Annotated in this window: 25 protein-coding genes and 1 other RNA gene; 12 read left to right on the plus strand and 14 right to left on the minus strand. The window is 53.6% G+C overall.

Annotated elements, in window-relative coordinates; translation table 11 throughout:
• Nucleotides 1–18: 18 nt before the first annotated feature.
• From garK to JY391_RS03205, 10 genes are all read left to right on the plus strand, one after another.
• Nucleotides 19–1,164, plus strand: a complete 1,146-nt coding sequence (garK, locus tag JY391_RS03160; protein WP_211935209.1) for a glycerate 2-kinase — start codon at nucleotides 19–21, stop codon at nucleotides 1,162–1,164.
• Between the two features lie 32 nt (nucleotides 1,165–1,196).
• An RNA gene (gene rnpB, locus JY391_RS03165) (RNase P RNA component class A) lies at nucleotides 1,197–1,573 on the plus strand.
• Between the two features lie 1,024 nt (nucleotides 1,574–2,597).
• Complete coding sequence (gene tdcA, locus JY391_RS03170; RefSeq protein ID WP_042292871.1) at nucleotides 2,598–3,536, plus strand: transcriptional regulator TdcA; 939 nt, start codon at nucleotides 2,598–2,600, stop codon at nucleotides 3,534–3,536.
• 98 nt (nucleotides 3,537–3,634) lie between these two features.
• On the plus strand, nucleotides 3,635–4,624 hold the full coding sequence (gene tdcB / locus JY391_RS03175) for a bifunctional threonine ammonia-lyase/L-serine ammonia-lyase TdcB (RefSeq protein WP_042292873.1): 990 nt from the start codon (nucleotides 3,635–3,637) through the stop codon (nucleotides 4,622–4,624).
• 34 nt (nucleotides 4,625–4,658) lie between these two features.
• Nucleotides 4,659–5,990: a threonine/serine transporter TdcC gene (tdcC, locus tag JY391_RS03180; RefSeq protein ID WP_042292876.1), complete on the plus strand. Its 1,332-nt coding sequence runs from the start codon at nucleotides 4,659–4,661 to the stop codon at nucleotides 5,988–5,990.
• A 31-nt stretch (nucleotides 5,991–6,021) separates the two neighbouring features.
• Entirely contained in the window at nucleotides 6,022–7,230 is a 1,209-nt protein-coding gene (gene tdcD / locus JY391_RS03185; protein WP_060571083.1) for a propionate kinase, read from the plus strand.
• A gap of 32 nt (nucleotides 7,231–7,262) precedes the next feature.
• Nucleotides 7,263–9,557: a 2-ketobutyrate formate-lyase/pyruvate formate-lyase gene (gene tdcE / locus JY391_RS03190; RefSeq protein WP_211935210.1), complete on the plus strand. Its 2,295-nt coding sequence runs from the start codon at nucleotides 7,263–7,265 to the stop codon at nucleotides 9,555–9,557.
• Between the two features lie 86 nt (nucleotides 9,558–9,643).
• Entirely contained in the window at nucleotides 9,644–11,008 is a 1,365-nt protein-coding gene (tdcG, locus tag JY391_RS03195) for an L-serine ammonia-lyase (protein ID WP_042292885.1), read from the plus strand.
• A 279-nt stretch (nucleotides 11,009–11,287) separates the two neighbouring features.
• The gene (locus JY391_RS03200) at nucleotides 11,288–12,619 is read left to right on the plus strand and encodes an SLC5/6 family protein (RefSeq protein ID WP_211935211.1); all 1,332 of its coding nucleotides are present in this window, start codon (nucleotides 11,288–11,290) and stop codon (nucleotides 12,617–12,619) included.
• Between the two features lie 21 nt (nucleotides 12,620–12,640).
• Nucleotides 12,641–13,951, plus strand: a complete 1,311-nt coding sequence (locus tag JY391_RS03205) for an L-cysteine desulfidase family protein (RefSeq protein ID WP_042292887.1) — start codon at nucleotides 12,641–12,643, stop codon at nucleotides 13,949–13,951.
• Between the two features lie 22 nt (nucleotides 13,952–13,973).
• Here JY391_RS03205 and JY391_RS03210 read toward each other — a convergent pair whose 3' ends face one another.
• Entirely contained in the window at nucleotides 13,974–14,135 is a 162-nt protein-coding gene (locus JY391_RS03210) for a protein YhaL (protein WP_167333871.1), read from the minus strand.
• Between the two features lie 19 nt (nucleotides 14,136–14,154).
• On the minus strand, nucleotides 14,155–14,856 hold the full coding sequence (locus tag JY391_RS03215) for a pirin family protein (protein ID WP_042292890.1): 702 nt from the start codon (nucleotides 14,854–14,856) through the stop codon (nucleotides 14,155–14,157).
• Between the two features lie 104 nt (nucleotides 14,857–14,960).
• On the opposite strand from JY391_RS03215, the gene yhaJ reads away from it, so the two are divergent.
• A complete protein-coding gene (gene yhaJ, locus JY391_RS03220) occupies nucleotides 14,961–15,857 on the plus strand; it encodes a DNA-binding transcriptional regulator YhaJ (RefSeq protein ID WP_042292892.1) in 897 nt (298 codons plus the stop codon).
• A gap of 50 nt (nucleotides 15,858–15,907) precedes the next feature.
• Here yhaJ and JY391_RS03225 read toward each other — a convergent pair whose 3' ends face one another.
• From JY391_RS03225 to exuT, 12 genes are all read right to left on the minus strand, one after another.
• A complete protein-coding gene (locus JY391_RS03225) occupies nucleotides 15,908–16,267 on the minus strand; it encodes a DUF805 domain-containing protein (RefSeq protein WP_042292895.1) in 360 nt (119 codons plus the stop codon).
• Nucleotides 16,268–16,492: 225 nt separating this feature from the next.
• On the minus strand, nucleotides 16,493–16,858 hold the full coding sequence (locus JY391_RS03230) for a DUF805 domain-containing protein (protein ID WP_042292897.1): 366 nt from the start codon (nucleotides 16,856–16,858) through the stop codon (nucleotides 16,493–16,495).
• 151 nt (nucleotides 16,859–17,009) lie between these two features.
• Complete coding sequence (locus tag JY391_RS03235) at nucleotides 17,010–17,996, minus strand: glutathione S-transferase family protein (protein ID WP_211935212.1); 987 nt, start codon at nucleotides 17,994–17,996, stop codon at nucleotides 17,010–17,012.
• 120 nt (nucleotides 17,997–18,116) lie between these two features.
• Nucleotides 18,117–18,509: a DoxX family protein gene (locus tag JY391_RS03240; RefSeq protein WP_003024847.1), complete on the minus strand. Its 393-nt coding sequence runs from the start codon at nucleotides 18,507–18,509 to the stop codon at nucleotides 18,117–18,119.
• A 279-nt stretch (nucleotides 18,510–18,788) separates the two neighbouring features.
• Complete coding sequence (locus tag JY391_RS03245) at nucleotides 18,789–19,073, minus strand: YqjK-like family protein (protein WP_042292902.1); 285 nt, start codon at nucleotides 19,071–19,073, stop codon at nucleotides 18,789–18,791.
• On the minus strand, nucleotides 19,063–19,467 hold the full coding sequence (locus JY391_RS03250; protein ID WP_042292904.1) for a phage holin family protein: 405 nt from the start codon (nucleotides 19,465–19,467) through the stop codon (nucleotides 19,063–19,065). Before JY391_RS03250 ends, JY391_RS03245 begins: the two co-directional genes overlap by 11 nt.
• A 2-nt stretch (nucleotides 19,468–19,469) precedes the next feature.
• The gene (locus JY391_RS03255) at nucleotides 19,470–19,775 is read right to left on the minus strand and encodes an ElaB/YgaM/YqjD family protein (protein WP_042292907.1); all 306 of its coding nucleotides are present in this window, start codon (nucleotides 19,773–19,775) and stop codon (nucleotides 19,470–19,472) included.
• Nucleotides 19,776–19,810: 35 nt separating this feature from the next.
• Complete coding sequence (locus tag JY391_RS03260; protein ID WP_042292909.1) at nucleotides 19,811–20,179, minus strand: DUF1090 domain-containing protein; 369 nt, start codon at nucleotides 20,177–20,179, stop codon at nucleotides 19,811–19,813.
• A gap of 150 nt (nucleotides 20,180–20,329) precedes the next feature.
• Nucleotides 20,330–20,713: an EnvZ/OmpR regulon moderator MzrA gene (gene mzrA / locus JY391_RS03265; protein WP_211935213.1), complete on the minus strand. Its 384-nt coding sequence runs from the start codon at nucleotides 20,711–20,713 to the stop codon at nucleotides 20,330–20,332.
• Between the two features lie 3 nt (nucleotides 20,714–20,716).
• The gene (gene yqjA, locus JY391_RS03270; protein ID WP_042292913.1) at nucleotides 20,717–21,379 is read right to left on the minus strand and encodes a DedA family general envelope maintenance protein YqjA; all 663 of its coding nucleotides are present in this window, start codon (nucleotides 21,377–21,379) and stop codon (nucleotides 20,717–20,719) included.
• A gap of 349 nt (nucleotides 21,380–21,728) precedes the next feature.
• Nucleotides 21,729–22,505 (minus strand): transcriptional regulator ExuR, encoded by a 777-nt coding sequence (gene exuR / locus JY391_RS03275; RefSeq protein ID WP_042292915.1) that lies wholly within the window; start codon nucleotides 22,503–22,505, stop codon nucleotides 21,729–21,731.
• Between the two features lie 151 nt (nucleotides 22,506–22,656).
• Complete coding sequence (gene exuT, locus JY391_RS03280) at nucleotides 22,657–23,958, minus strand: hexuronate transporter ExuT (RefSeq protein ID WP_042292977.1); 1,302 nt, start codon at nucleotides 23,956–23,958, stop codon at nucleotides 22,657–22,659.
• A 475-nt stretch (nucleotides 23,959–24,433) separates the two neighbouring features.
• Between exuT and uxaC the strand changes: the two genes are divergently transcribed.
• The gene (gene uxaC, locus JY391_RS03285) at nucleotides 24,434–25,846 is read left to right on the plus strand and encodes a glucuronate isomerase (RefSeq protein ID WP_211935214.1); all 1,413 of its coding nucleotides are present in this window, start codon (nucleotides 24,434–24,436) and stop codon (nucleotides 25,844–25,846) included.
• Nucleotides 25,847–25,850 lie beyond the last annotated feature (4 nt).

Here is a 25,850-nt window from a genome sequence, read left to right on the forward strand (position 1 = left end):
CAGTAACAGGCTACCCCTATGAAAATCGTCATCGCCCCAGACTCTTATAAAGAAAGCCTTTCTGCCAGTGAGGTAGCTCAGGCAATAGAAAAAGGATTCCGGGAAATTTTTCCGGATGCGCAATATGTTTCTGTTCCCGTCGCCGACGGTGGTGAAGGAACAGTTGAAGCCATGATTGCCGCCACGCAGGGAACTGAACATTCCGCTTGGGTTACCGGCCCGTTGGGGGAAAAGGTCAATGCCAACTGGGGCATGTCAGGAGACGGAAAAACCGCGTTTATCGAAATGGCGGCAGCCAGCGGACTGGCGCTGGTTCCCCCGGAAAAACGCAATCCGCTGATCACCACCTCTCGCGGCACGGGCGAGCTGATTTTGCAGGCGCTGGAAAGCGGGGCGCGAAACATCATCATCGGTATTGGCGGCAGCGCCACCAATGACGGCGGCGCGGGTATGATACAGGCGCTGGGCGCGAAACTGTGCGACGCCAATGGCACCGAGATCGGCTATGGCGGAGGCTGCCTGAACAGCCTCAACGCAATTGATATTTCGGGTCTTGATCCGCGATTACGCGCCTGCACGATTCGCGTTGCCTGCGACGTCACCAATCCGCTGGTGGGGGAGAAGGGCGCATCGCGAATTTTTGGACCGCAGAAAGGCGCGACCGAGGCGTTAATTGTCGAACTGGACGCCAATCTTGCCCATTACGCCGATATCATCAAAAAATCGCTACGGGTGGATGTCAGAGAGGTTCCTGGCGCAGGCGCGGCGGGCGGTATGGGCGCGGCGCTGATGGCCTTTCTCGGCGCGGAGCTGAAAAGCGGTATCGAGATTGTGACCCAGGCGCTGAATCTGGAAGAGCATATCCACGACTGTACGCTGGTGGTGACTGGCGAAGGACGAATTGACAGTCAGAGCATTCACGGAAAAGTACCGGTCGGTGTGGCGAGCGTGGCGAAGAAATACCACAAGCCGGTGATAGGTATTGCCGGCAGCCTGACGCGTGACGTCGCGGTGGTGCACCAGCACGGTATTGATGCCGTGTTTAGCGTATTAAGCAGCATCGGCACGCTGGAAGAAGCCTTCCGAGGCGCATTTGACAATATTTACCGCGCTTCGCGAAATATTGCGGCCACGCTGGCGATGGGAATGCGCAGCGCGGGGTGACAAGGGCGCGTAAACCCTCTATACTTCGCGCCGAAGCTGACCAGACAGTCGCCGCTTCGTCGTCGTCCCTTTCGGGGGAGACAGGCGGAGGGGAGGAAAGTCCGGGCTCCATAGGGCAGGGTGCCAGGTAACGCCTGGGGGGGAAACCCACGACCAGTGCAACAGAGAGCAAACCGCCGATGGCCCACGCACGTGGGATCAGGTAAGGGTGAAAGGGTGCGGTAAGAGCGCACCGCGCGGCTGGTAACAGTCCGTGGCACGGTAAACTCCACCCGGAGCAAGGCCAAATAGGGGTTCATAAGGTACGGCCCGTACTGAACCCGGGTAGGCTGCTTGAGCCAGTGAGCGATTGCTGGCCTAGATGAATGACTGTCCACGACAGAACCCGGCTTATCGGTCAGCTTCAACTCATTACTGAAACCCCGCCATCAGGCGGGGTTTTTGCTTTTGTGAGGCAGATGAATGCCTGTCCACGACGCTATACCCAAAAGAAAGCGGCTTATCGGTCAGCTTCAACTCATTACTGAAACCCCGACATCAGGCGGGGTTTTTGCTTTTGTGAGGCAGATGAATGCCTGTCCACGACGCTATACCCAAAAGAAAGCGGCTTACCGGTCAGCTTCAACTCATTACTGAAACCCCGCCATCAGGCGGGGTTTTTGCTTCTGTGAAGCAGATGAATGCCTGTCCACGATGCTAAACCCAAAAGAAAGCGCCTTACCGGTCAGCTTCAGCTCATTACTGACCCCGCCATCAGGCGGGGTTTTTGCTTCTGTGAGGCAGATGAATGCCTGTCCACAAGGATAACCATTCGGCAGGGGAGCGTATCGGACGCAAGAGATTTCCCGTTATGTGACAGGAAACACAAAACGCTGGCTTTGGTTGTTTTGGCGACAGAAACAAAAAGCAAACGATCGCCTTCACAAAATTACTTGCTATAAAATCTATAAAAACTAGTGTTAATGGTTTGTTTGTAATGATAATGAATTGTATGCTTATATTTAATTATTGATAAAAGTAATGTTTATTTACAAACAAATACGGCAAAAAAATGTGATATGCCACAATATTTAACGTCATTTATGTTTTATATATAATTATATTTGATAAATTGCACATTAAATTTAATGACATATTTGAACGTTAATTGCACGATAATTGCTTGAAATATCATCATTCGCCGATTTTGAAAATAACCACAAGTTTATCGATGTTATCGCCATAAAATATTGTTATCCCCCCCTATTTTTTTGACTAAAATCAGACTAAAGCGACATTGTAATTATATAAATGTTTGAAAAATATAAATTTAATAATTTATTTGCCAGCTTCATAAAATAATGGCAAGGCAATTTGTGAGTGGTCGCACATATCCCCCATTACGTAATTTGTTACACTCCACGCCGTCAACAAAGTTATTTGCGCAGGTCGATATGAATACGTTTGCTCTCCCAAAAACTCAGCAGTTGGTGGTCTTTCAGGAAGTAATCAGAAGTGGTTCGATCGGATCTGCGGCGAAAGAATTAGGGTTAACTCAACCGGCGGTCAGTAAAATCATTAACGATATTGAAGCGTATTTCGGCGTTGAGTTGGTGGTACGGAAAAACACCGGCGTCACCTTAACCCACGCAGGGCAGGTTTTACTCTCGTGGTCAGAGTCCATCACTCGCGAGATGAAAAACATGGTGAATGAGATGAACAGCATGACCGACAGCGCGGTGGTGGACGTCTCCTTCGGATTCCCGTCGCTGATTGGATTTACCTTTATGTCCGATATGATCCAGAAGTTCAAAGAGGTCTACCCGAAATCGCAGGTCTCTATGTATGAGGCGCAGCTCTCCTCGTTTCTGCCAGCGATTCGCGACGGACGACTGGACTTTGCTATTGGCACGCTCAGCGATGAAATGAAGTTACAGGATCTCCATGTCGAGCCGTTGTTCGAGTCAGAGTTCGTGCTGGTGGCGAATAAGTCCCGAACATGCACCGGCACCACCACGCTGGAATCGTTGCAAAACGAACAGTGGGTGCTGCCACAAACGAATATGGGCTACTACAGCGAACTCCTCACCACCCTGCAAAGAAATGGCATCAGTATTGAAAACATCGTTAAAACCGACTCCGTCGTCACCATTTATAATCTTGTTCTCAATGCCGATTTTTTAACTGTTATTCCATGTGACATGACCGCGCCTTTTGGTTCAAACCAGTTTATTACGCTCCCTGTAGAAGAATCATTACCCATTGCGCGATATGCTGCAATATGGTCTAAAAATTATCGTATTAAAAAAGCCGCCTCGGTGTTGGTGGAATTAGCGAAAGAGTATTCATCTTATAAAGGTCGCAGACGAAAGCAATTAATTGAAATCGATTAACCCAATTAAATTTAGTTAATCCAATACTAACGCCATCGCGCTGTATTTCAGCCGTTGGTCACGGACATTTATTACTTTACAATAAGTAAGAGGTTACAATGCACATTACTTACGATCTACCGGTTGCCATTGACGATATCCTCGAAGCCAAAAAACGCCTGGCAGGAAAAATATATAAAACAGGCATGCCGCGTTCGAACTATTTTAGTGAGCGCTGCAAAGGTGAAATATTTCTCAAGTTCGAAAATATGCAGCGTACCGGTTCTTTTAAAATCCGCGGCGCGTTTAACAAATTAAGTTCGCTGACGGATGCGGAAAAACGCAAGGGCGTGGTGGCCTGTTCCGCGGGCAACCACGCGCAGGGCGTATCGCTCTCCTGCGCGATGCTCGGTATTGACGGCAAAGTGGTGATGCCAAAAGGCGCGCCGAAATCAAAAGTTGCCGCGACCTGCGACTACTCCGCAGAGGTGGTGCTGCACGGGGATAACTTTAACGACACCATCGCCAAGGTCAGCGAAATTGTAGAAACCGAAGGCCGTATTTTTATTCCACCGTATGACGATCCGAAAGTCATCGCCGGGCAAGGCACAATTGGTCTGGAAATCATGGAGGATCTTTATGACGTCGATAACGTCATTGTGCCTATTGGCGGAGGCGGTTTAATTGCCGGGATTGCCATCGCGATTAAATCCATTAACCCGACAATTAAAGTTATCGGCGTTCAGGCTGAAAACGTACACGGTATGGCGGCATCTTATCAGGCCGGAGAAATAACCACGCACCGAACGACCGGCACCCTGGCGGATGGTTGTGACGTTTCCCGCCCGGGTAATTTAACTTACGAAATTGTGCGTGAATTAGTGGATGACATAGTCCTCGTGAGCGAAGACGAAATACGCAACAGCATGATTGCCTTAATTCAGCGCAATAAAGTGGTGACAGAAGGCGCTGGCGCACTGGCTTGTGCCGCTTTATTAAGCGGGAAATTAGATAGCTATATCCAGAACAGAAAAACGGTCAGCATTATTTCTGGCGGCAATATCGATCTTTCTCGTGTATCGCAAATAACGGGTTTAGCAGACGCTTAACACCGGCTATTCATCTTTTCGTTGAGGATAGGATATGAGTACTACTGATAGCATTGTATCCAGCCAGACAAAACAGTCGTCCTGGCGTAAATCGGACACCACCTGGACACTGGGATTATTTGGTACCGCCATCGGCGCCGGAGTGCTGTTCTTCCCCATTCGCGCCGGATTTGGCGGCCTGATCCCCATTCTACTGATGCTGGTGCTGGCGTACCCCATCGCCTTTTATTGCCACCGGGCGCTGGCGCGCCTGTGCCTGTCCGGCTCGAACCCGTCCGGTAACATTACGGAAACGGTAGAAGAGCACTTTGGCAAGACGGGCGGCGTGGTGATCACGTTCCTCTACTTCTTCGCCATTTGTCCGCTGTTGTGGATTTACGGCGTGACCATTACCAACACCTTCATGACCTTCTGGGAAAACCAGTTGCAGTTGCCAGCCCTGAACCGCGGCTTTGTGGCGCTGTTCCTGCTCTTGCTGATGGCGTTTGTCATCTGGTTTGGTAAAGATCTGATGGTAAAAGTGATGAGCTATCTGGTCTGGCCGTTTATCGCCAGCCTGGTGCTGATTTCACTGTCGCTGATCCCGTACTGGAATTCGGCGGTGATCGATCAGGTCGATCTGAGCAACATCGCGCTGACCGGTCACGATGGCATTCTGGTCACCGTATGGCTCGGTATCTCCATTATGGTGTTCTCGTTCAACTTCTCGCCGATCGTCTCCTCGTTCGTGGTGTCGAAGCGCGAAGAGTATGAGAAAGATTTTGGCCGCGACTTTACCGAGCAGAAATGTTCACAGATCATCTCCCGCGCCAGCATGCTGATGGTCGCCGTGGTAATGTTCTTCGCCTTCAGCTGCCTGTTTACGCTCTCGCCGCAAAACATGGCGGATGCGAAAGCGCAGAACATCCCTGTGCTCTCTTACCTGGCGAACCACTTCGCCTCAATGTCCGGTACTAAGTCAACGTTCGCGACCACGCTGGAATACGGCGCGTCGATTATCGCGCTGGTCGCCATTTTCAAATCGTTCTTCGGGCACTATCTGGGCACGCTGGAAGGGCTGAACGGTCTGATCCTTAAGTTTGGCTATAAGGGCGATAAAACTAAAGTCTCGATGGGTAAACTCAATACCCTCAGCATGATCTTTATCATGGGGTCCACCTGGGTTGTGGCCTATGCCAACCCGAATATTCTGGACCTGATTGAAGCGATGGGCGCGCCGATTATCGCCTCGCTGCTCTGCCTGCTGCCGATGTACGCCATTCGTAAAGCGCCTTCGCTGGCGAAATACCGTGGCCGTCTGGATAACGTGTTTGTCACCGTCATTGGTCTGCTGACCATCCTGAACATCGTGTACAAACTGTTTTAAGCCTTAGGCTCAGGATGAGCGGAGTAGTGAAATGACTGAATTTCCTGTAGTTCTGGTAATTAACTGCGGTTCGTCTTCAATTAAGTTTTCAGTGCTGGATGCAACAAACTGCGACGTTTTAATGGCAGGTATTGCTGACGGCATTAACACTGAAAGCGCCTTCTTGTCGGTAAACGGAGGAGAGCCAGCAACGCTGGCTCACCACAGCTACGAAGGGGCATTAAAGGCGATCGCTTTCGAACTGGAAAAACGTAATTTAAACGACAGCGTGGCCTTAATTGGCCACCGCATCGCCCACGGTGGAAATATCTTTACCGCGTCGGCCATTATTACCGATGAGGTCATCGACAATATCCGCCGGGTTTCACCGTTAGCGCCGTTACATAACTATGCGAATCTGAGCGGAATAGAATCCGCACAGCAGTTATTTCCCGGCGTCACGCAGGTCGCTGTTTTTGATACCAGTTTTCATCAGACGATGGCGCCTGAGGCCTACCTGTACGGCCTGCCGTGGGAATATTACGAACAACTCGGCGTGCGGCGTTACGGCTTTCATGGCACGTCACATCGCTATGTGTCTCTGCGGGCGCATGCGCTGCTGGATCTTGCTGATGACGATTCAGGCCTGGTGGTGGCGCATCTTGGCAATGGGGCGTCTGTCTGCGCGGTTCGTAACGGGCAGAGCGTGGACACCTCAATGGGCATGACGCCGCTGGAAGGTCTGATGATGGGCACCCGCAGCGGCGATGTCGACTTCGGGGCGATGGCGTGGGTCGCCAGCGAAACCGGTCAGACCCTGAGCGATCTGGAGCGGGTGGTCAACAAAGAGTCCGGTCTGCTGGGAATTTCGGGTTTATCGTCCGACTTAAGAGTGCTGGAAAAAGCCTGGCATGAAGGACACGCGCGGGCGCAACTGGCGATCAAAACGTTCGTCCACCGTATCGCCCGCCATATCGCCGGGCATGCAGCGTCGTTACATCGCCTGGACGGCATTGTTTTCACCGGCGGTATCGGCGAGAACTCGGTCTTAATTCGTCGCCTGGTAGCAGAGCGTCTGGCGGTGCTGGGCGTTACGCTCGACAGTGACAGAAATAGCCTGCCGAATTCCCACGGCGAACGCATTATTTCCGCCAGCGATGCCCGGGTCATGTGCGCCGTTATTCCGACCAATGAAGAAAAAATGATTGCGCTTGATGCGATCCAGTTAGGCCGTATTCACGCGCCAGTGGAACTCGCTTAATTTATTGTTGTTCTGTAGAGAGATTATTTTTCATGAAGGTAAATATCGATACCAGCGATATGCTGTACGCCGACGCATGGCAGGGTTTTAAAGGTACGGACTGGAAAGAAGAAATTAATGTCCGTGATTTTATTCAGCACAACTATACGCCTTATGAAGGGGATGAATCTTTTCTCGCGGAAGCGACGCCAGCCACAACGGCGCTGTGGGAAAAGGTGATGGCGGGGATTCGCATCGAAAACGCGACCCATGCGCCGGTTGATTTCGACACTAACATCGCCACGACGATCACCGCGCATGACGCGGGCTATATCGAGCAGTCGCTGGAAAAAATCGTCGGTCTGCAAACGGACAAACCGCTCAAGCGTGCTCTGCATCCGTTTGGCGGCATCAATATGATCAAAAGCTCGTTTGAGGCTTATGGTCGCGAGATGGACCCACACTTCGAATACCTGTTCACCGAGCTACGAAAAACCCACAACCAGGGGGTTTTCGATGCCTATTCGCCGGACATGCTGCGCTGCCGTAAATCCGGCGTCCTGACCGGTCTGCCGGACGGCTATGGCCGCGGGCGAATTATTGGCGACTACCGCCGCGTGGCGCTGTACGGCATCCGCTATCTGGTGCGCGAGCGTGAACTGCAGTTCGCCGATCTCCAGTCAAACCTGGAGTGGGGGCAAAATCTCGAAGCCACCATCCGTCTGCGCGAGGAGCTGGCGGAACACCGCCGCGCGCTGCTGCAAATGCAGGAGATGGCGGCAAAATATGGTTTCGATATCTCGCGTCCGGCGCGCAACGCTCAGGAAGCAGTGCAGTGGCTCTACTTTGCCTACCTGGCGGCAGTGAAGTCGCAAAACGGCGGCGCGATGTCGCTGGGGCGTACCGCGTCGTTCCTCGATATCTACATTGAACGTGACTTCAAGGCGGGGATCCTGACGGAGCAACAGGCGCAGGAGTTGATCGATCATTTCATTATGAAGATCCGCATGGTGCGCTTCCTGCGTACGCCGGAATTCGACACCCTGTTCTCCGGCGATCCGATCTGGGCGACGGAAGTGATCGGCGGGATGGGGCTGGATGGTCGCACGCTGGTGACGAAGAACGCTTTCCGTTACCTGCATACGCTGCACACTATGGGGCCCGCGCCGGAACCAAACCTTACCGTGCTGTGGTCGGAAGCGCTGCCGGTGGCCTTTAAAAAGTACGCTGCGCAAGTGTCTATCGTCACGTCGTCGCTGCAATACGAAAATGACGATCTCATGCGTACCGACTTTAACAGCGACGACTACGCGATCGCCTGTTGTGTTAGCCCGATGGTAATCGGTAAGCAGATGCAGTTCTTCGGTGCGCGCGCCAACCTCGCCAAAACGCTGCTTTACGCGATCAATGGCGGCGTGGATGAGAAGCTGAAAATCCAGGTTGGGCCAAAAACCGCGCCGCTGATGGACGATGTGCTGGATTACGACACCGTGATGGAAAGCCTCGACCACTTTATGGACTGGCTGGCGGTGCAGTACATCAGCGCGCTGAACATCATTCACTACATGCACGACAAGTATAGCTATGAAGCCTCGTTAATGGCGCTTCATGACCGCGACGTGTATCGCACCATGGCCTGCGGTATTGCCGGGCTGTCAGTGGCGGCGGACTCCCTTTCCGCCATCAAATACGCGAAGGTAAAACCGGTGCGCGACCATAACGGCCTGGCGGTCGATTTCGTTATCGAAGGCGACTACCCGCAGTACGGTAATAACGACGAGCGCGTCGACAGCATCGCCTGCGACCTGGTCGAACGTTTTATGAAGAAAATTAAGGTGTTGCCGACCTACCGCAATGCGGTGCCGACCCAGTCCATTCTGACCATTACCTCAAACGTGGTGTACGGGCAGAAAACCGGGAATACGCCGGACGGACGCCGTGCCGGTACGCCGTTCGCGCCGGGAGCCAACCCGATGCACGGACGCGACCGCAAAGGCGCGGTCGCCTCGCTGACCTCCGTGGCGAAGCTGCCATTTACCTATGCCAAAGACGGTATTTCGTACACCTTCTCCATTGTGCCAGCGGCGCTGGGCAAAGAAGATCCGGTGCGGAAAACCAACCTGGTCGGGCTACTTGATGGCTACTTCCATCATGAATCGCATGTGGAAGGCGGTCAGCATCTGAACGTCAACGTCATGAACCGGGAAATGCTGCTGGATGCCATCGAACATCCGGAAAGCTACCCGAACCTGACGATTCGCGTTTCCGGTTATGCGGTGCGCTTTAACGCGCTCACCCGCGAGCAGCAGCAGGATGTCATCTCGCGGACTTTCACCCAGGCGATGTAACATTATCGGGGCGGTCAGCCGATCGCCCCTGGTCATAATGCGTATCAAACCTGGTCTCCACTGAACGGCATTCCGAGGGTGTAGATATGATTAGCGCATTCGATATTTTTAAAATAGGTATTGGTCCTTCCAGTTCCCACACCGTAGGGCCAATGAATGCAGGCAAGCGTTTTATCGATCAACTGGTCAACAGCGGTGACTTGCTGCGTACAACGCGCATCACGGTGGATCTGTATGGGTCGCTGTCGCTGACCGGAAAAGGCCATGCTACCGATACCGCCATCATCATGGGGCTGGCGGGTAACAGTCCGCAAAACGTCAATATTGACGCCATTCCCGGGTTTATAGAGGCGGTCACTCGCAGCGGGCGTCTGCCGCTGGCGGAAGGCGCGCATGTCGTTGATTTTCCGGTGACGGACAGCATTCTGTTTCACGGCGAAACGCTTCCCCGTCACGAAAACGGTATGCGCATCAGCGCCTGGGAACACCAGCGCCGGTTGTTGAGTAAAACCTACTATTCGATTGGCGGTGGGTTTATCGTCGATGAAGAGCATTTTGGTCAGGCCCACGATGTCGAAGCCCCTGTGCCTTACGATTTCCATTCGGCGAGCGAACTGCTCAGGCTGTGTGAGCGCAACGGGCTGTCGGTCTCCGGACTGATGATGCAAAACGAACTGGCGCTGCGCAGTAAGGCGGAAATCGACGACGGATTTGCCCGTATATGGGACGTTATGCACGCCGGAATCGAGCGTGGCATGAATACCGAAGGCGTACTGCCCGGTCCGCTCAACGTACCGCGGCGGGCGGTGGCGCTGCGGCGCTTGCTGGTGTCCAGCGATAACCTTTCCAGCGATCCGATGAACGTTATCGACTGGATCAACATGTTCGCCCTCGCGGTCAGTGAGGAGAACGCCGCGGGCGGACGTGTGGTGACAGCGCCCACTAACGGGGCGTGCGGGATTATCCCGGCGGTGCTGGCCTACTACGATAAGTTTCGCCGTCCGGTGAACGCCAATTCTATCGCCCGCTACCTGCTGGCGGCAGGCGCTATTGGCGCGCTATATAAGATGAATGCGTCGATCTCCGGCGCGGAGGTGGGCTGTCAGGGAGAGATCGGCGTAGCGGCGTCAATGGCGGCGGCAGGGCTGACGGAGCTGCTCGGCGGTAGTCCGGCGCAGGTGTGCATTGCGGCAGAAATCGCCATGGAACATAACCTCGGCTTAACCTGCGATCCAGTGGCCGGACAGGTGCAAATCCCCTGTATTGAACGCAACGCGATCAATGCGGTAAAAGCGGTTAACGCCGCGCGCATGGCCCTGCGTCGCACTTCGCAGCCGCGCGTGTCGCTCGATAAAGTCATTGAAACTATGTACGAAACCGGTAAAGACATGAACGACAAATACCGCGAAACGTCACGCGGCGGGCTGGCGATCAAGGTGGTTTGCAGTTAGCCTACGCCCCGGTCCGGTAAAAAAAAAGCACACTTCGGTGTGCTTTTTTTATTGTGATCGCTATCAAATTAAGAAATTAATGCCTTTAAGATGCAATTAAGGGGAAAGTTTTTCTTAACGCAGGGAAAATACAGGGGTTTGTTTGTGAAGTTTTTCTCTGCGCCCGGGCGTATGATTTTTTTCATACTAACAACTCGCCTGCACACCTGTACCGCGTATCGCCCTGATGCGGCACGACAAAAATATAAAAACTTACCCTACATATTGAGCGAGAATTTTATGGAAACGGCAACGAACAGCAGTGTGATACCTGGTGCCTCCAGCCCGGCGCGCCGGGCCGGTATGACCGAAAGCGAATGGCGTGAAGCGATCAAATTCGACAGCACCGACACCGGCTGGGTCATTATGAGTATCGGGATGGCAATTGGCGCGGGGATTGTTTTTCTCCCGGTCCAGGTGGGGCTGATGGGGTTATGGGTCTTCCTGCTCTCTTCGGTCATTGGCTACCCGGCAATGTATCTGTTTCAACGACTGTTTATTAACACCCTGGCGGAATCGCCGGAATGTAAAGATTATCCGAGCGTTATCAGCGGCTACCTCGGCAAAAACTGGGGTATTTTGTTGGGCGCGCTGTATTTTGTGATGCTGGTGATCTGGATGTTTGTTTATTCCACCGCAATCACCAATGACAGCGCCTCTTATCTGCATACCTTTGGCGTCACGGAAGGATTACTCTCCGACAGCCCGTTCTATGGTCTGGTGCTCATCTGCATCCTGGTCGCCATCTCCTCGCGCGGTGAGAAACTGCTGTTCAAAATCTCCACCGGTATGGTGCTGACCAAACTTTTGGTGGTCGCGGCGCTGGGCGTGTCGATGGTGGGGATGTGGCATTTGTACAATATTGGCGCGCTGCCGCCGATGGCGCTGCTGGTGAAAAACGCGATCATCACGCTGCCGTTTACCCTGACCTCAATCCTGTTTATTCAGACCTTAAGCCCGATGGTGATTTCCTATCGCTCCCGCGAAAAATCCATTGAGGTCGCGCGCCACAAAGCGCTGCGCGCGATGAACATCGCCTTCGGCATTTTGTTTGTGACCGTTTTCTTCTACGCCGTCTCCTTTACGCTGGCGATGGGCCATGACGAAGCGGTGAAAGCCTATGAGCAAAACATTTCCGCGCTGGCGATCGCCGCACAGTTTATTAGTGGCGCGGGCGCAGGCTGGGTAAAAGTGGTCAGCGTGATCCTCAATATTTTTGCCGTAATGACCGCGTTCTTTGGCGTTTACCTGGGCTTTCGTGAGGCTACCCAGGGGATTGTGATGAACATCCTGCGCCGCAAAATGCCCGCCGAGAAGATCAACGAAACGCTGGTGCAGCGCAGCATTATGCTGTTCGCCATTTTACTGGCCTGGAGCGCCATTGTGCTCAATGCGCCGGTGCTCAGCTTTACCTCAATCTGTAGCCCCATTTTCGGCATGGTGGGCTGTCTGATCCCGGCCTGGCTGGTTTACAAAGTTCCTGCACTGCACAAATACAAAGGGGCGTCGTTGTATCTGATTATCGTCACCGGTTTGCTGCTGTGCGTATCTCCGTTCCTGGCATTCTCCTGATTGACTTTGAAGGTTGTTGTTATGTTTGAGACTACAGAAAATCCGTTGTGGCAGCGTTTTATCCTCGCCGTACAGGAGGAAGTCAAACCGGCGCTGGGCTGTACGGAACCTATTTCACTGGCGCTGGCGGCGGCGGTTGCCGCTGCCGAACTGGATGGCGCGGTTGAACGTATCGACGCCTGGGTCTCGCCAAACCTGATGAAAAACGGGCTGGGCGTAACGGTTCCCGGAACCGGAATGGTAGGACTGCCTATCGCCGCCGCGCTCGGCGCGCTGGGCGGAAACAGTCAGGCCGGGCTGGAGGTGCTGAAAGACGCCTCCGCACAAGCTATCCATGACGCGAAAGCGATGCTGAGCGCCGGAAAGGTATCGGTGATGCTGCAACAGCCCTGCGACGAGATCCTTTTTTCCCGTGCGAAGGTCTACAGCCGCGACGGTTGGGCCTGCGTGACCATCGTCGGCGGACATACCAACATCGTGCGCATCGAAACGCACGCTGGCGTGAAGTTTGCTCAGGACACGCGGACGGACGGCGATGAGCAGGACTCTCCGCTGGCGGTGTTGTCCACGACCTCGCTCGAGGAGATTCTGGCGTTTGTGAATAACGTCCCGTTTGACGATATTCGTTTCATTCTCGACGCTGCCCGGCTCAACGGCGCGCTGTCGCAGGAAGGGCTGCGCGGCAGTTGGGGACTGCACATCGGCGCGACGCTGGAAAAACAGTGCGCGCGCGGACTGCTGGCGAACGATCTCTCTACGGCGATTATTATCCGCACCAGCGCGGCGTCCGATGCGCGCATGGGAGGGGCGACGCTGCCGGCCATGAGCAACTCCGGCTCCGGCAATCAGGGGATTACCGCCACGGTACCGGTGATGGTGGTGGCGGAGCATTTCGGCGCCGACGAGGAAAAACTGGCGCGCGCGCTGATGCTTTCTCACCTGAGCGCGATCTACATCCATCATCAGCTTCCGCGTTTGTCGGCTTTGTGTGCGGCGACTACGGCGGCAATGGGGGCGGCGGCGGGGATGGCGTGGCTGGTGGATGGGCGCTACAGCACCATCTCCATGGCGATCGGCAGCATGATCGGCGACGTTAGTGGGATGATTTGCGACGGTGCGTCAAACAGTTGTGCGATGAAGGTGTCGACCAGCGCGTCGGCAGCGTGGAAAGCCGTGTTGATGGCGCTGGACGACACGGCGGTAACCGGCAACGAAGGCATCGTGGCGCACAACGTGGAACAGTCCATTTCCAACCTGTGCGCGCTGGCGTGTCATTCTATGCAGCAAACGGACAAGCAGATCATCGAGATCATGGCCCGTAAAGCGCAGTAAGGGAGGCAACAGGCGGAAGGGGTCAGGCGGTGGCCTCTTCCTCGGCGAGCCGCACTTCGGCATCGGCGACAATCGCCTCCAGCTCGGTCAGCATCTCCTCGTAGCCAAAACGACGGGAAGCGACCGGGGTTTCTGCTGCCGCGGTAGGTTTCGCGGCAGCCTGTTTTTTGATTTTCTTACTCATAAGCAACTCCATTTACCGGCTACACCGGCAAATCTATCAGCAAAGCGCGCAGCGGCGAATCGGCGACGAGCGTTATGTTAGCTTCATCACGAATAAACGCGCCGTCGCCGCAGGTCAGCGCCTCGCGGGCTTCATCGTGCGTGACCGCGTGAAACGTACCGTGAATCGACTGCAGATAGGCACGGGGACCATGCAGTTGAAAGCGCAGGGATTCTCCCGCTTCCAGTTCAACATGATGCACCCACACCTGCTGACGCAGTTGCAGACTGCCGTTCTCGCCGTCAGGAGAGGCGATCAGCTGTTGCTTCGCTTTTTCAAGCGTGGTTTTCTGCACAGACGCGTTTTCGCGTTCAGGACAGGCGTCAAGCCACAGCTGCATGCGTGTTAACGGCTTGTCCTTACTGATGTTATGTTCGCTGTAGCTAATACCCGGCTGCGTGGCGAGCAACAGCGCTTCGCCCGCTTTGGCCTGGACATGGTTGCCGTCGCTGTCGCGATATTCGGCAACCCCTTCCAGAATCAGGTTTAAAATATCCACCTTCGGGTAGGTGCGCGGCTGAAAAGCGGCGCCTGGCGCCAGCACTTCCTGATTGAGTACGCGCAGTGAGGCGTAGCCCAGCAGTTTCGGGTCGAAGTAGTGTCCAAAGGAAAAAGTGTAACGGGCCTGCAGCCATCCGTAGTCCGCTTGTCCGCATTGTTTGGCTGTTCGGGTAGTAATCATAATTCTTGACCTCTCTTTACTCCCTTTTATGTTAAGGGGCTGGACGCTACATTGTTAGCCAGATATTCTGCCCGGTATGTTCAAATTTCCTGAATGAGAACGATATGGCCAAAGAAAGGGCATTAACGCTCGAAGCGTTGCGCGTGATGGATGCGATAGACCGTCGCGGCAGCTTTGCGGCGGCGGCGGATGAACTGGGGCGCGTGCCGTCTGCGCTCAGTTACACTATGCAGAAGCTGGAAGAGGAACTGGATGTGGTGCTGTTTGACCGCTCCGGTCACCGCACAAAATTCACCAATGTCGGACGCATGTTGCTGGAAAGAGGCCGCGTTCTTCTCGAAGCGGCGGATAAACTGACTACCGATGCCGAAGCGTTGGCCCGGGGATGGGAAACGCATTTGACCATTGTAACGGAAGCGCTGGTGCCGACGCCGTCCTTTTTCCCGCTTATCGACAAGCTGGCGGCCAAAGCCAACACGCAGCTATCGGTCATTACCGAAGTGCTGGCAGGCGCCTGGGAACGTCTGGAGCAGGGGCGGGCAGATATCGTTATCGCCCCGGACATGCACTTTCGCTCGTCGTCAGAAATCAATTCGCGCAAATTATACACTCTGATGAATGTTTATGTGGCTGCGCCGGATCACCCTATCCATCAGGAGCCAGAACCGCTTTCTGAAGTGACGCGCGTGAAATATCGCGGCGTGGCGGTGGCGGATACCGCCCGCGAGCGTCCGGTGTTGACCGTACAACTGCTGGATAAGCAGCCGCGTCTTACCGTCAGTACGATTGAGGATAAGCGTCAGGCGCTGCTGGCGGGGCTTGGGGTGGCGACGATGCCTTATCCGTTGGTGGAACACGATATCGCTGAAGGGCGACTGCGGGTTGTCAGTCCTGAATCGACCAGTGAGATCGACATTATTATGGCCTGGCGGCGAGACAGTATGGGCGAGGCGAAAGCCTGGTGTCTGCGTGAGATTCCGAAACTGTTTATTGGAAAGTAATATTTGCTGGAACAATGAAATTCGGGGCAAATATATTGCCCCGAAAAATCTTAATTAATCTCACCCTGCTTAGGATCTGCGCCGAAACGGTTATTTCCGGCGGTGCCGTTCTGGCACATAAAGACGATAAGCACAATCGCCCCGACAATCGGAATCAGGCTAATCAGCAACCACCAGCCAGAGCGCTCGGTATCGTGCAGACGGCGAACCGCCACGGCAATACTCGGCAGCAGAACGGCGAGGCTATAAATTATCGTGATGTACGGCGTTTCCATGCCGATAACGGCTTGAATAACGTTCAGAATTGCGCTGATGATCATGTTGATCAACACAAACATCCAGTACTCTTTCCTGCGCGCACGTCCCGTAAAAAGGGCATAATTTTTTAATACACCTATATACCAATCCATTAAATATCCTTATTAGTGCTAAAAAAAGTCGCAGAAATATATCACGCTATATCGCTGAGGTCATTTTTATTATGCAAACTTAGGAATATTTCATGTTAATATTCGTATTAATAATAATATGATTAGATATAAATAAGATGTGAATGGATAAACGCACAGACAACAAAAAGAATATTTACCGTATAAAATTAAAAAGGCAGCGTTTTTTTCTGCCTTTTTAGGTTCTTATGGCAGGGTTTTCGGATCCGGGCCGAAGCGGTTTTCGCCAGATGTACCGTCCTGACAGTTAAAGATAATAATAACCAGCCAGCCGATGACGGGAATGAGTAACAGTAACAGCCACCATGCAGATCGATCGGTGTCGTGCAGGCGTCGGAACTGAACCGCCCACCACGGCAGAAACACGAGGATCCCATACAGGGTTGTGAGTACGCCTTCTCCGCCTGCGCGTTGCCAGCCCAGGATTTTATCCAGCACGCCCAGAACGAACGTTAAGATGACGTTGACCAGAATAAACATCCAGTACTCTTTGCGCCGGGCGCGACCACCGAACCCGATGTAGTTTCGTAGAACTTTTAAATACCAATCCATTTTCGCCTCAACCTTGGGTCAATCACTTGTTTTTAAAGCAATCAAATTAAGAATAGCTGCGAATGATCGGGGGGTAAATATTTGTGAACGGAATGAGGCCAGGTAGGCAGAAAAAGAAAGAAGCGCCGCCATCTGCGATGGCGGCAGGGTGTTACGCGAAGCGGGTGTCGCGCCCGTGAGGCTCGCTGAGATCCTGCCACGGACCGACGGAAATGATCCCCGTCGGGTTGATGGTCTTATGGCTTCGGAAGTAGTGCGTGCGAATATGGTCAAAATTCACCGTTTCCGCAATCCCCGGCATCTGGTAAATATCGCGCAGGAAGCCGTAAAGGTTGAGATAGTCGCTGATGCGATGCTTGTCGCATTTAAAATGCGTCACGTACACCGGATCAAAACGGATCAGCGTGGTCCACAGACGAATATCCGCCTCAGTTAAGCGATCGCCGGTAAGAAAACGATGCTGACCGAGGATCTGCTCCAGGCGCGCCAGATGGGTAAAGACCTTGTTAACCGCGTCGTCATAGGCCTGCTGGCTGGTGGCGAAACCGGCTTTATAAACGCCGTTATTGACGTTGTCATAAATCCAGCCGTTCAGTTCGTCGATCTTACCGCGGAGATCGGCAGGGTAGTAGTCGCCTGCTTTGGCGCCCAGCGCATCAAACGCCGTATTAAACATGCGGATGATTTCTGCGGATTCATTGCTGACGATAGTGTGGTTCTTTTTATCCCACAGTACCGGTACGGTCACCCGACCGCTGTAATGCGGGTCGGCGTGTAGGTATAGTTGATACAGAAATTCGTGTTGATACAGAGTATCACCTGTCGCAGCCGGGAAGTTGTCGTCAAAGGTCCAGCCATTTTCCAGCATTAAGGGATTGACGACGGAAACGGAAATAAACGGCTCCAGCCTTTTTAACTTGCGCAGGATCAGCGTACGGTGCGCCCACGGGCAGGCGAGCGAAACGTACAGGTGATAACGATCTTTTTCCGCCGCAAAGCCGCCTTCACCGGAAGGACCGGGTGCGCCATCGGCAGTGAGCCAGTTACGGAATGCCGATACCGAACGCTGAAATTTGCCGCCGGTGGATTGGGTGTCATACCAGGTGTCATGCCAGACGCCGTCAATCAGTTGTCCCATGTTTCTCTCCTTTACACGCTTCGTTGTAGGCCGACTCGAAGCAACGCGAAATCCATTAGGTATGGATAGCAAAAACGAGGAGAAGATCTCCTCGTTTTACGTTCATCAAGTATAGTGCGTTTACCACTTTTTATTCAGCACGCGGTCGATACTGAACGCGCCCGGACCGGTGATGGCCAACAGCAGGAAGCCGCCAGCGATGGTCAGGTTTTTCATGAACATCAGCGAGTTCACCCCTTCCGCGAAATTACTGTGGAACAGAAACGCGGTCAGAAGCGTAAAACCGGCAGTAAACAGGGCGGTGGTGCGGGTCAGGAAACCAAACAGAATCGCCAGGCCGCCGCCAAACTCAAGCAGGATTACCAACGGTAACATAAAGCCAGGCACGCCCATGGCTTCCATATATTGTTGTGTACCCGCGTAACCGGTAATCTTTCCCCATCCTGCGGTAATAAACAGGATTGGCATCAGAATACGCGCGACCAGTACACCAACATCTTCTAATTTTTTCATTTTACTCTCCAGGAAACCACTCAGGCTGCTGATTATGTTTTTTAGCGCAATGGCGCGGTACTCCGCGTCATTGCTGTCGATGGAGAGAATCATAAACGTGAGTAATGAGAATTGTTAGCAAGGAAAACTGTCAAATTTCTTCAATAATTTTGATGAATATAAGATAGGGTGCTGAACAGCGACGATGGCGTATTGTGCCAGTGGGGGTTATGCGCTCAATAAGTGGGGAAAAAGGAGAGGCCCGATAAGCGAAGCGCCATCGGGCAGAAGGCGTTCGGCCTACGCATTCAACGTCTTTTTGAATAACCGCCAGGCCGTCCAGGCACCGAATCCACGTCTTGCCCAGCGTACCAGCATATTTGGATGACGCACGGTCCAGATCGCCATCACGCTGCTGCCCACCAGCGCCCATGAACGCAGACTCAGGAGCGTGTTCCAGCCGCGATCGTAGGCGCCTGTGGCTTCCAGCCAGTCACGGCGACTGGCTGAAAGATCCAGCCTTTGCTGCTGGATCTCGCTAAGCAGTCGGGCCTTACGCTGTGCACGTTCGACTTTACCGCTCACGGCTCTCCTCCTCGAGAATTTGCCTGTCGTTCGCCAGTTCATGCCGCGTATGGCGAAGCAGCGTGGACTGACGCGCTTTGCGTAACGTCCATATGCCGCCAATCAGCGCCAGAACCAGCAGTACGACCGTGGTGGCAATCATCGCGTTGAGCCGGTACTGCGGATCAACGGCCCAGATCACCAGCACCATCAGGCTCATCAAACCAAATGCAGCGAAAAGCATGGTGAGTCCCAGCATCAGCAGCAGCTGAAAGAGGTTAGCCTTTTCTTCTTCAAGCTCAACCACCGCCAGACGCAGCCGGGTTTCCACCATCTCTACCAGAATAGAGACGATTCGCTGCCCGATGCCCAGAACGCTTTTACCGGGCCCTTGCGCGTGATGAGTGTCCGCCATAATTAGCGACGCGACAGCAGTACGCCCAGCACTACGCCAACCGCAGCACCAATACCTACGCCAGTCCATGGATTTTCGCGAACATAGTCGTCTGCACGGGCAGCGGCTTCACGGGTCTGCTTCGCGATAGCATCACCGGTTTCACCAAGACGATAGCGGCTCTCTTTCAGCGCACGTTCGGCTTTGCTACGGATCTTACTCAACTCTTCTTTCGATTTTTCGCCAGAGGAGTTCAGCACTTCTTCCAGCGTATCGGTCAGGGATTTCAACTCAGCGCGCAGATGTTCCGAAGTAGTATCTTTCGACATAGTTTTTCTCCAGATGAGTAAGGGGTTAGGGTTGCTTAGTAGTCGCGAGCTTCCAGCTCTTTCAGCTCGGCTTCTGCTTCAGCCAGCTTGCGCTCACGTTTGGCAATTTTGTCCGCATCGCCTTTTTGCTTCGCTTCCACGAGATCCTGTTTACGCTCAGTAATCTCTTCTTTTTGCTCAGCAATCTTTTCCTGATGTTCCGCGCGCAGTTTACTGTCAGTGCAGTTGGCTTTGACTTCACTGAGCGCTTTCTTCAGCCCATCGATACGGTGTTGATTATTGTGTTTCTCGGCATAGCTGATTTCCCGTTGAATATCCTGCTCCTTCTGTTGGCAGAGCGTATTGGCGTAACTGCCAGCACTAAGAGCAAAAAGGGTAATAGCTAAAGCGATGCGGTGTTTCATTCTTGAACCTTCCATTGTGATTCGTTCCCGTGAAGTCAGGAACGAGAATCCAGATGACAACGCGATGGAGTGACCCACCGCTTTATTAATCATAGACATTAAACGGGGAAATCACCAAAGTGGGTGACGGGATTCGGATTTCTGGCGATATTATCCTACCCGATGTGGGGTATCGCGCAAACGCGACAGCCACTGTACGGCCTGGCTGTCATTATCCTGCTGAGCAATGATATAGCCCTGCGGCAGGGTTTTATCGAGCACCGCTTTTGCCGCGGCGCTTTGGGCGCTGGAATCGAACGTGATCAGCAGCGTATCTTTCTGTGGCGTGATGCTTTTAAAGCGAATACCGTTGGCGTCAAGATGATGCCAGATAGAGAAACCGTCGGGCACGCTTGCCCCCTGATGAACGGCGCGGATCGCGAGAGTTGAATCCTGCTGGCGAATGGCCGACCAGACCAGTAGCAGACTGCCCAGCACCAGCAGGAACGCGGTACACACGGCCAGTTGCTTCAGCGTTATGCGCGGTTTCAGCATCCCTTACCCTCGGTTCCCGTATTTCTTTTTCCACAAGACCACCAGCGAACCGGCAAGGCCAAAGACCAGCAGGACGACCGGCAGCAGCATCAGGCAGGACATCAGTTGGTCTTCATATTTCAGAAAGACCGGTGTTTTGCCCAGCAGATAGCCCAACGTGGTCAGGATAAGCACCCACAGCAGGCCGCTCATCCAGTTGAAAAACTGAAAGCGCGCATTATTAAGGCCGGACAACCCTGCGATGGTGGGCAACAGGGTACGCACAAATGCAATAAAACGGCCAATAAGCAGTGCTGAAAGCCCATGCTTATGGAACAGATGGTGCGCGCGTTGATGATAGTGCGCGGGCAGATGCGAGAGCCAGTTTTGCACGGTGCGGGTATTCCCCAGCCATCGTCCCTGAATATAGCTCAGCCAGCAGCCCAGGCTGGCGGCGGTGGTGAGCAGCAAAATGGTTTGCGGATAGCCCATTGCGCCTTTCGCAATCAGCACGCCGACCAAAACCAGCAGACTGTCGCCGGGTAAAAAGGCGGCAGGCAGCAACCCGTTTTCCAGGAACAGAATCATAAATAAAACAAAATACAGCATGCCAATCATGGAAGGATTGGCCAGAGTTTCAAAATCCTGCGCCCACAGAGCGTGCAGTAATTGGGTCAAAAGTTCCATTCAGTATTCCTGGTGAATCGGTTAACGTCACGCCGGTTTCAGGAGTTTGCTATGCCGCATCATTTATCAACTTTTTTGTATGGTGTGCGAACGGCGCAAAGTCACGGCCTGAACTAATCCCTGTAAAGTGGTGAAGTAAGCAAGCACTAACAAACATAAATTCGATTTGCATCTAATTGTAACAAAGGTCAACGGAGTCCGTTATAGAAATTACGCGTCCCTGAGGTCTGATTTTGCTTATCGTAGTGGAGTGAGGCGAGAGGATTTACACAGGCTGACACTTTATACCTTTCGCTTACTGTCAGGCGTGCAGACAGGCGCAGCGGCGCGCCTGTCGGAGAAAGAACGTTTATTTTGCCGCGTTGACGGCGGTATCAAGATGAACCACCGGATTTTCAGCAAAAAGATAACGGTCAGCGTTAAATTCGAAATCGTCGCTGGTTTCGTTAAACAGCATGATTTTGGTGTTTTCGAGATGCTGCCACATTGCCAGTTTGGCGGCGTTCGGATCTTTACGAATCAGCGCCTTAAGGATTTGATCGTGATCGTCGCACCAGTTGTCCACGGTGCGCGCATCAATGTGTTCGTGCAGTTTTTTCCAGTAGGGGTTATGGCTGCGCTGGGTCCACATTTTTTCGACAATCGCCGCCAACGCGGAGTTTTGCGTCGCTAACGCCACCTGAATGTGAAACTGCAGATCCCATTCGGAATCGCGAAAGCACTTTTCGTTACGCGCTTTCTCCTGGATCTCCATCAACTTCATGATGTCCTGCTTGGTCACCTGGGTCGCGGCAAATTCAGCAATATTGCTTTCAATCAGCTGACGCGCCTGTAGCAGTTCGAACGGTCCGTAATTGGCGAACTCCAGCGACTCGTCGGCCGCCTGATGATAGCGAGGCTGATTAGAAATGACGTGAATACCCGAACCTTTACGCACTTCCACAAAACCTTCCACTTCCAGCATGATAATGGCTTCACGAACCACGGTGCGGCTGACGTTCTTTTCATCGGCAATAAAACGCTCTGCGGGCAGTTTATCGCCCACCAGGTAGACGCCCTGCTCAATACGCTCTTTCAGGTCAGCGGCAAGTTGTTGATACAAACGACGGGGTTCAGTGATTTCCATATGCGCTCCAGGCATGATACGGCAGACTCTATTTGTTATACCACTTTCGCGAGTTTCGCTCCACTCACAGAGACGAAAAAGCCGCCCTGGAGCAGGCGGCTTAGGTCAGCCGGGCAGGTAAAGCGCTCCGGCACAGGCTCTGGATTGCAGGTTAGCTTTGCGTAGCCGGTTTATTCACCTGCGGACCGGCATCGACATCGCTGGCCGGTTTGTTTTGCAGAACGGTCCAGATGACCAACGCGCCCAGCAGGTCAAACACCGCCAACACAGCAAACAGCGGGCTAAAGCCGATGGTATCCGCCAGCGCGCCGACCACCAGGGCGAACAGGGTGCTCGCCAGCCAGGCGGACATCCCGGTCAGGCCATTCGCGGTGGCCACTTCGTTGCGGCCAAAGACGTCAGAGGAGAGGGTAATCAACGCGCCGGACAACGCCTGGTGAGCAAAACCCCCTACGCACAGCAGCATGATGGCAATGTACGGGCTGGTGAACAGGCCGATCATCCCCGGACCAATCATCAGTACCGCGCCGAGGGTGACCACCATTTTACGCGACACGATCAGGTTTACGCCGAACCAGCGCTGGAACAGCGGCGGCAGATAGCCCCCGACGATACAGCCCAGGTCGGCAAACAGCATAGGCATCCAGGCGAACATGGCGATTTCTTTCAGGTTAAAGCCATACACCTTAAACATGAACAGCGGGATCCACGCGTTGAACGTACCCCATGCCGGTTCCGCCAGGAAGCGTGGCAGGGCGATCCCCCAGAACTGGCGGTTGCGCAGGATCTGCAGCAGCGACATTTTCTTTGCGCTGTTGGTCTGATGCTGAGCTTCCTGACCGTTAATAATGTAGTCACGCTCTTCGTCCGTCAGTTTTTTCTGGTCGCGCGGGTGTTTGTAGAAAATCAGCCATGCCATCGCCCAGATAAAGCTCAGGGCGCCGGAGATGATGAACGCCATCTGCCAGCTGTGCATCACAATCGCCCAGACGACCAGCGGCGGGGCAATCATCGCACCGATAGAGGAGCCAACGTTAAAATAACCCACCGCAATGGAGCGCTCTTTCGCCGGAAACCACTCAGAACTGGCTTTCAGGCCAGCCGGGATCATCGCGGCTTCGGCTGCGCCGACCGCGCCACGCGCCAGCGCCAGACCGCCCCAGCTACCCGCCAGTGCCGTTGCGCCACAGAAAACGGCCCACAATACGGCAAACATCGCGTAACCCACTTTGGTGCCGAGAACGTCAAGCACGTAACCGGCAACGGGTTGCATAACCGTGTAAGCAGCAGAGTAGGCTGCGATGATATAGGAATACTGTTGGGTGGAGATGTGTAACTCTTCCATCAGAGTTGGCGCAGCTGCCGCCACAGTGTTACGCGTCAGATACCCGAGCACGGTGCCAAGCGTCACCAGTGCGATCATGTACCAACGTAACCCTTTAATTTTACGCATGTAAAACCTCATCGTTTTGTTATTTCCGCCAGGAACGCGGCCATCATCCAGCGTAGGGCGGAGGATGTTCTTCTCACGAAGGGCGTAACCGAAAAAAGCCGGTACTCCCCGAACGTTGCCATTAAGTCGTTGTGCTCATTCGGTTTCCGTACCGGTCAATCCGATGATCAATTCATCGGTAATAATGCATTCCGTCAGCTTATGTATCGCGACGGCAGAAAGATAACTTGTCATACAACTTTAAAAGGTGAGAGCCATCACAAAAGTGCTATTCTTAGCAGGGTCATTATTTCTTTACAGGAAGGCCAGTCGTGGCGCGGCCTGGGACGGTTTTTACCTCCAGAAGGGTAACGTTTTTGTCAGGGTTTATTGATCTGGCTCACGAAAATATCTTCGGATAGTGGAAATTGGTGTGATAACTTTGTCAGCATCGCAACATAAGCAATCTGACGCACTCGATGAGAGGAAGACGATAATGACCCCGTTTATGACTGAAGATTTTCTGCTGGATACCGAATTTGCCCGCCGCCTGTATCATGATTACGCTAAAGAACAGCCGATCTTCGACTACCACTGCCATTTGCCGCCGCAGCAAATCGCCGAAGACTACCGTTTCACGAACCTGTATGACATCTGGCTGAAGGGCGACCACTACAAATGGCGCGCGATGCGAACCAACGGCGTGCCTGAGCGGCTGTGTACCGGCGACGCGTCCGATCGCGAGAAGTTCGACGCCTGGGCGGCAACCGTTCCGCATACCATCGGCAATCCGCTGTATCACTGGACTCACCTCGAACTGCGTCGCCCGTTTGGCATCACCGGTAAGCTGCTGTCACCGTCTACCGCTGATGAGATCTGGAATGAGTGCAACGACCTGCTGGCGCAGGATCGCTTCTCCGCGCGCGGGATCATGCAGCAAATGAACGTGAAAATGGTCGGCACTACCGACGATCCGATCGACTCGCTGGAGCACCATGCGAAGGTGGCGCAGGACAGCAGCTTCGCCATTAAAGTGCTGCCAAGCTGGCGTCCGGACAAAGCTTTCAACATTGAACAGGCGACCTTCAATGATTACATGGCGAAGCTGGGTGAAGTGTCCGATACCGACATCCGCCGCTTTAGCGATCTGCAAAGCGCGCTGACCAAACGTCTGGATCATTTCGCCGCCCACGGCTGTAAAGTCTCTGACCACGCGCTTGATGTGGTGCTGTTTGCGGAGGCGAATGAAGCCGAACTGGACGGCATCCTGGCGCGCCGTCTGGCGGGCGACGCCCTGAGCGAACACGAAGTGGCGCAGTTCAAAACGGCGGTGCTGGTGTTCCTCGGCGCGGAATATGCCCGTCGCGGTTGGGTCCAGCAGTATCACATCGGCGCGCTGCGCAATAACAACCTTCGCCAGTTCAAACTACTGGGGCCGGACGTGGGCTTTGACTCCATCAATGACCGTCCGATGGCAGAAGAACTGTCTAAATTACTCAGCAAGCAGAACGAAGAAAACCTGCTGCCAAAAACCATTCTCTACTGCCTGAACCCGCGTGATAACGAAGTGCTGGGAACGATGATCGGTAACTTCCAGGGCGAAGGGATGCCGGGCAAAATGCAGTTCGGTTCCGGCTGGTGGTTTAACGATCAGAAAGACGGGATGGAACGTCAGATGACACAACTGGCGCAGTTGGGCCTGTTAAGCCGCTTCGTGGGCATGCTGACCGACAGCCGCAGCTTCCTGTCGTATACCCGTCATGAATACTTCCGCCGCATTCTGTGCCAGATGATCGGCCGCTGGGTGGACGCGGGCGAAGCCCCGGCAGACATTGAGCTGTTGGGCGAGATGGTAAGAAACATTTGCTTTAACAATGCGCGTGACTACTTCGCCATTGAGCTCAACTAAGGTT

Origin of the sequence: Citrobacter sedlakii (assembly GCF_018128425.1) — a bacterium.
GTDB lineage: Bacteria > Pseudomonadota > Gammaproteobacteria > Enterobacterales > Enterobacteriaceae > Citrobacter_A > Citrobacter_A sedlakii.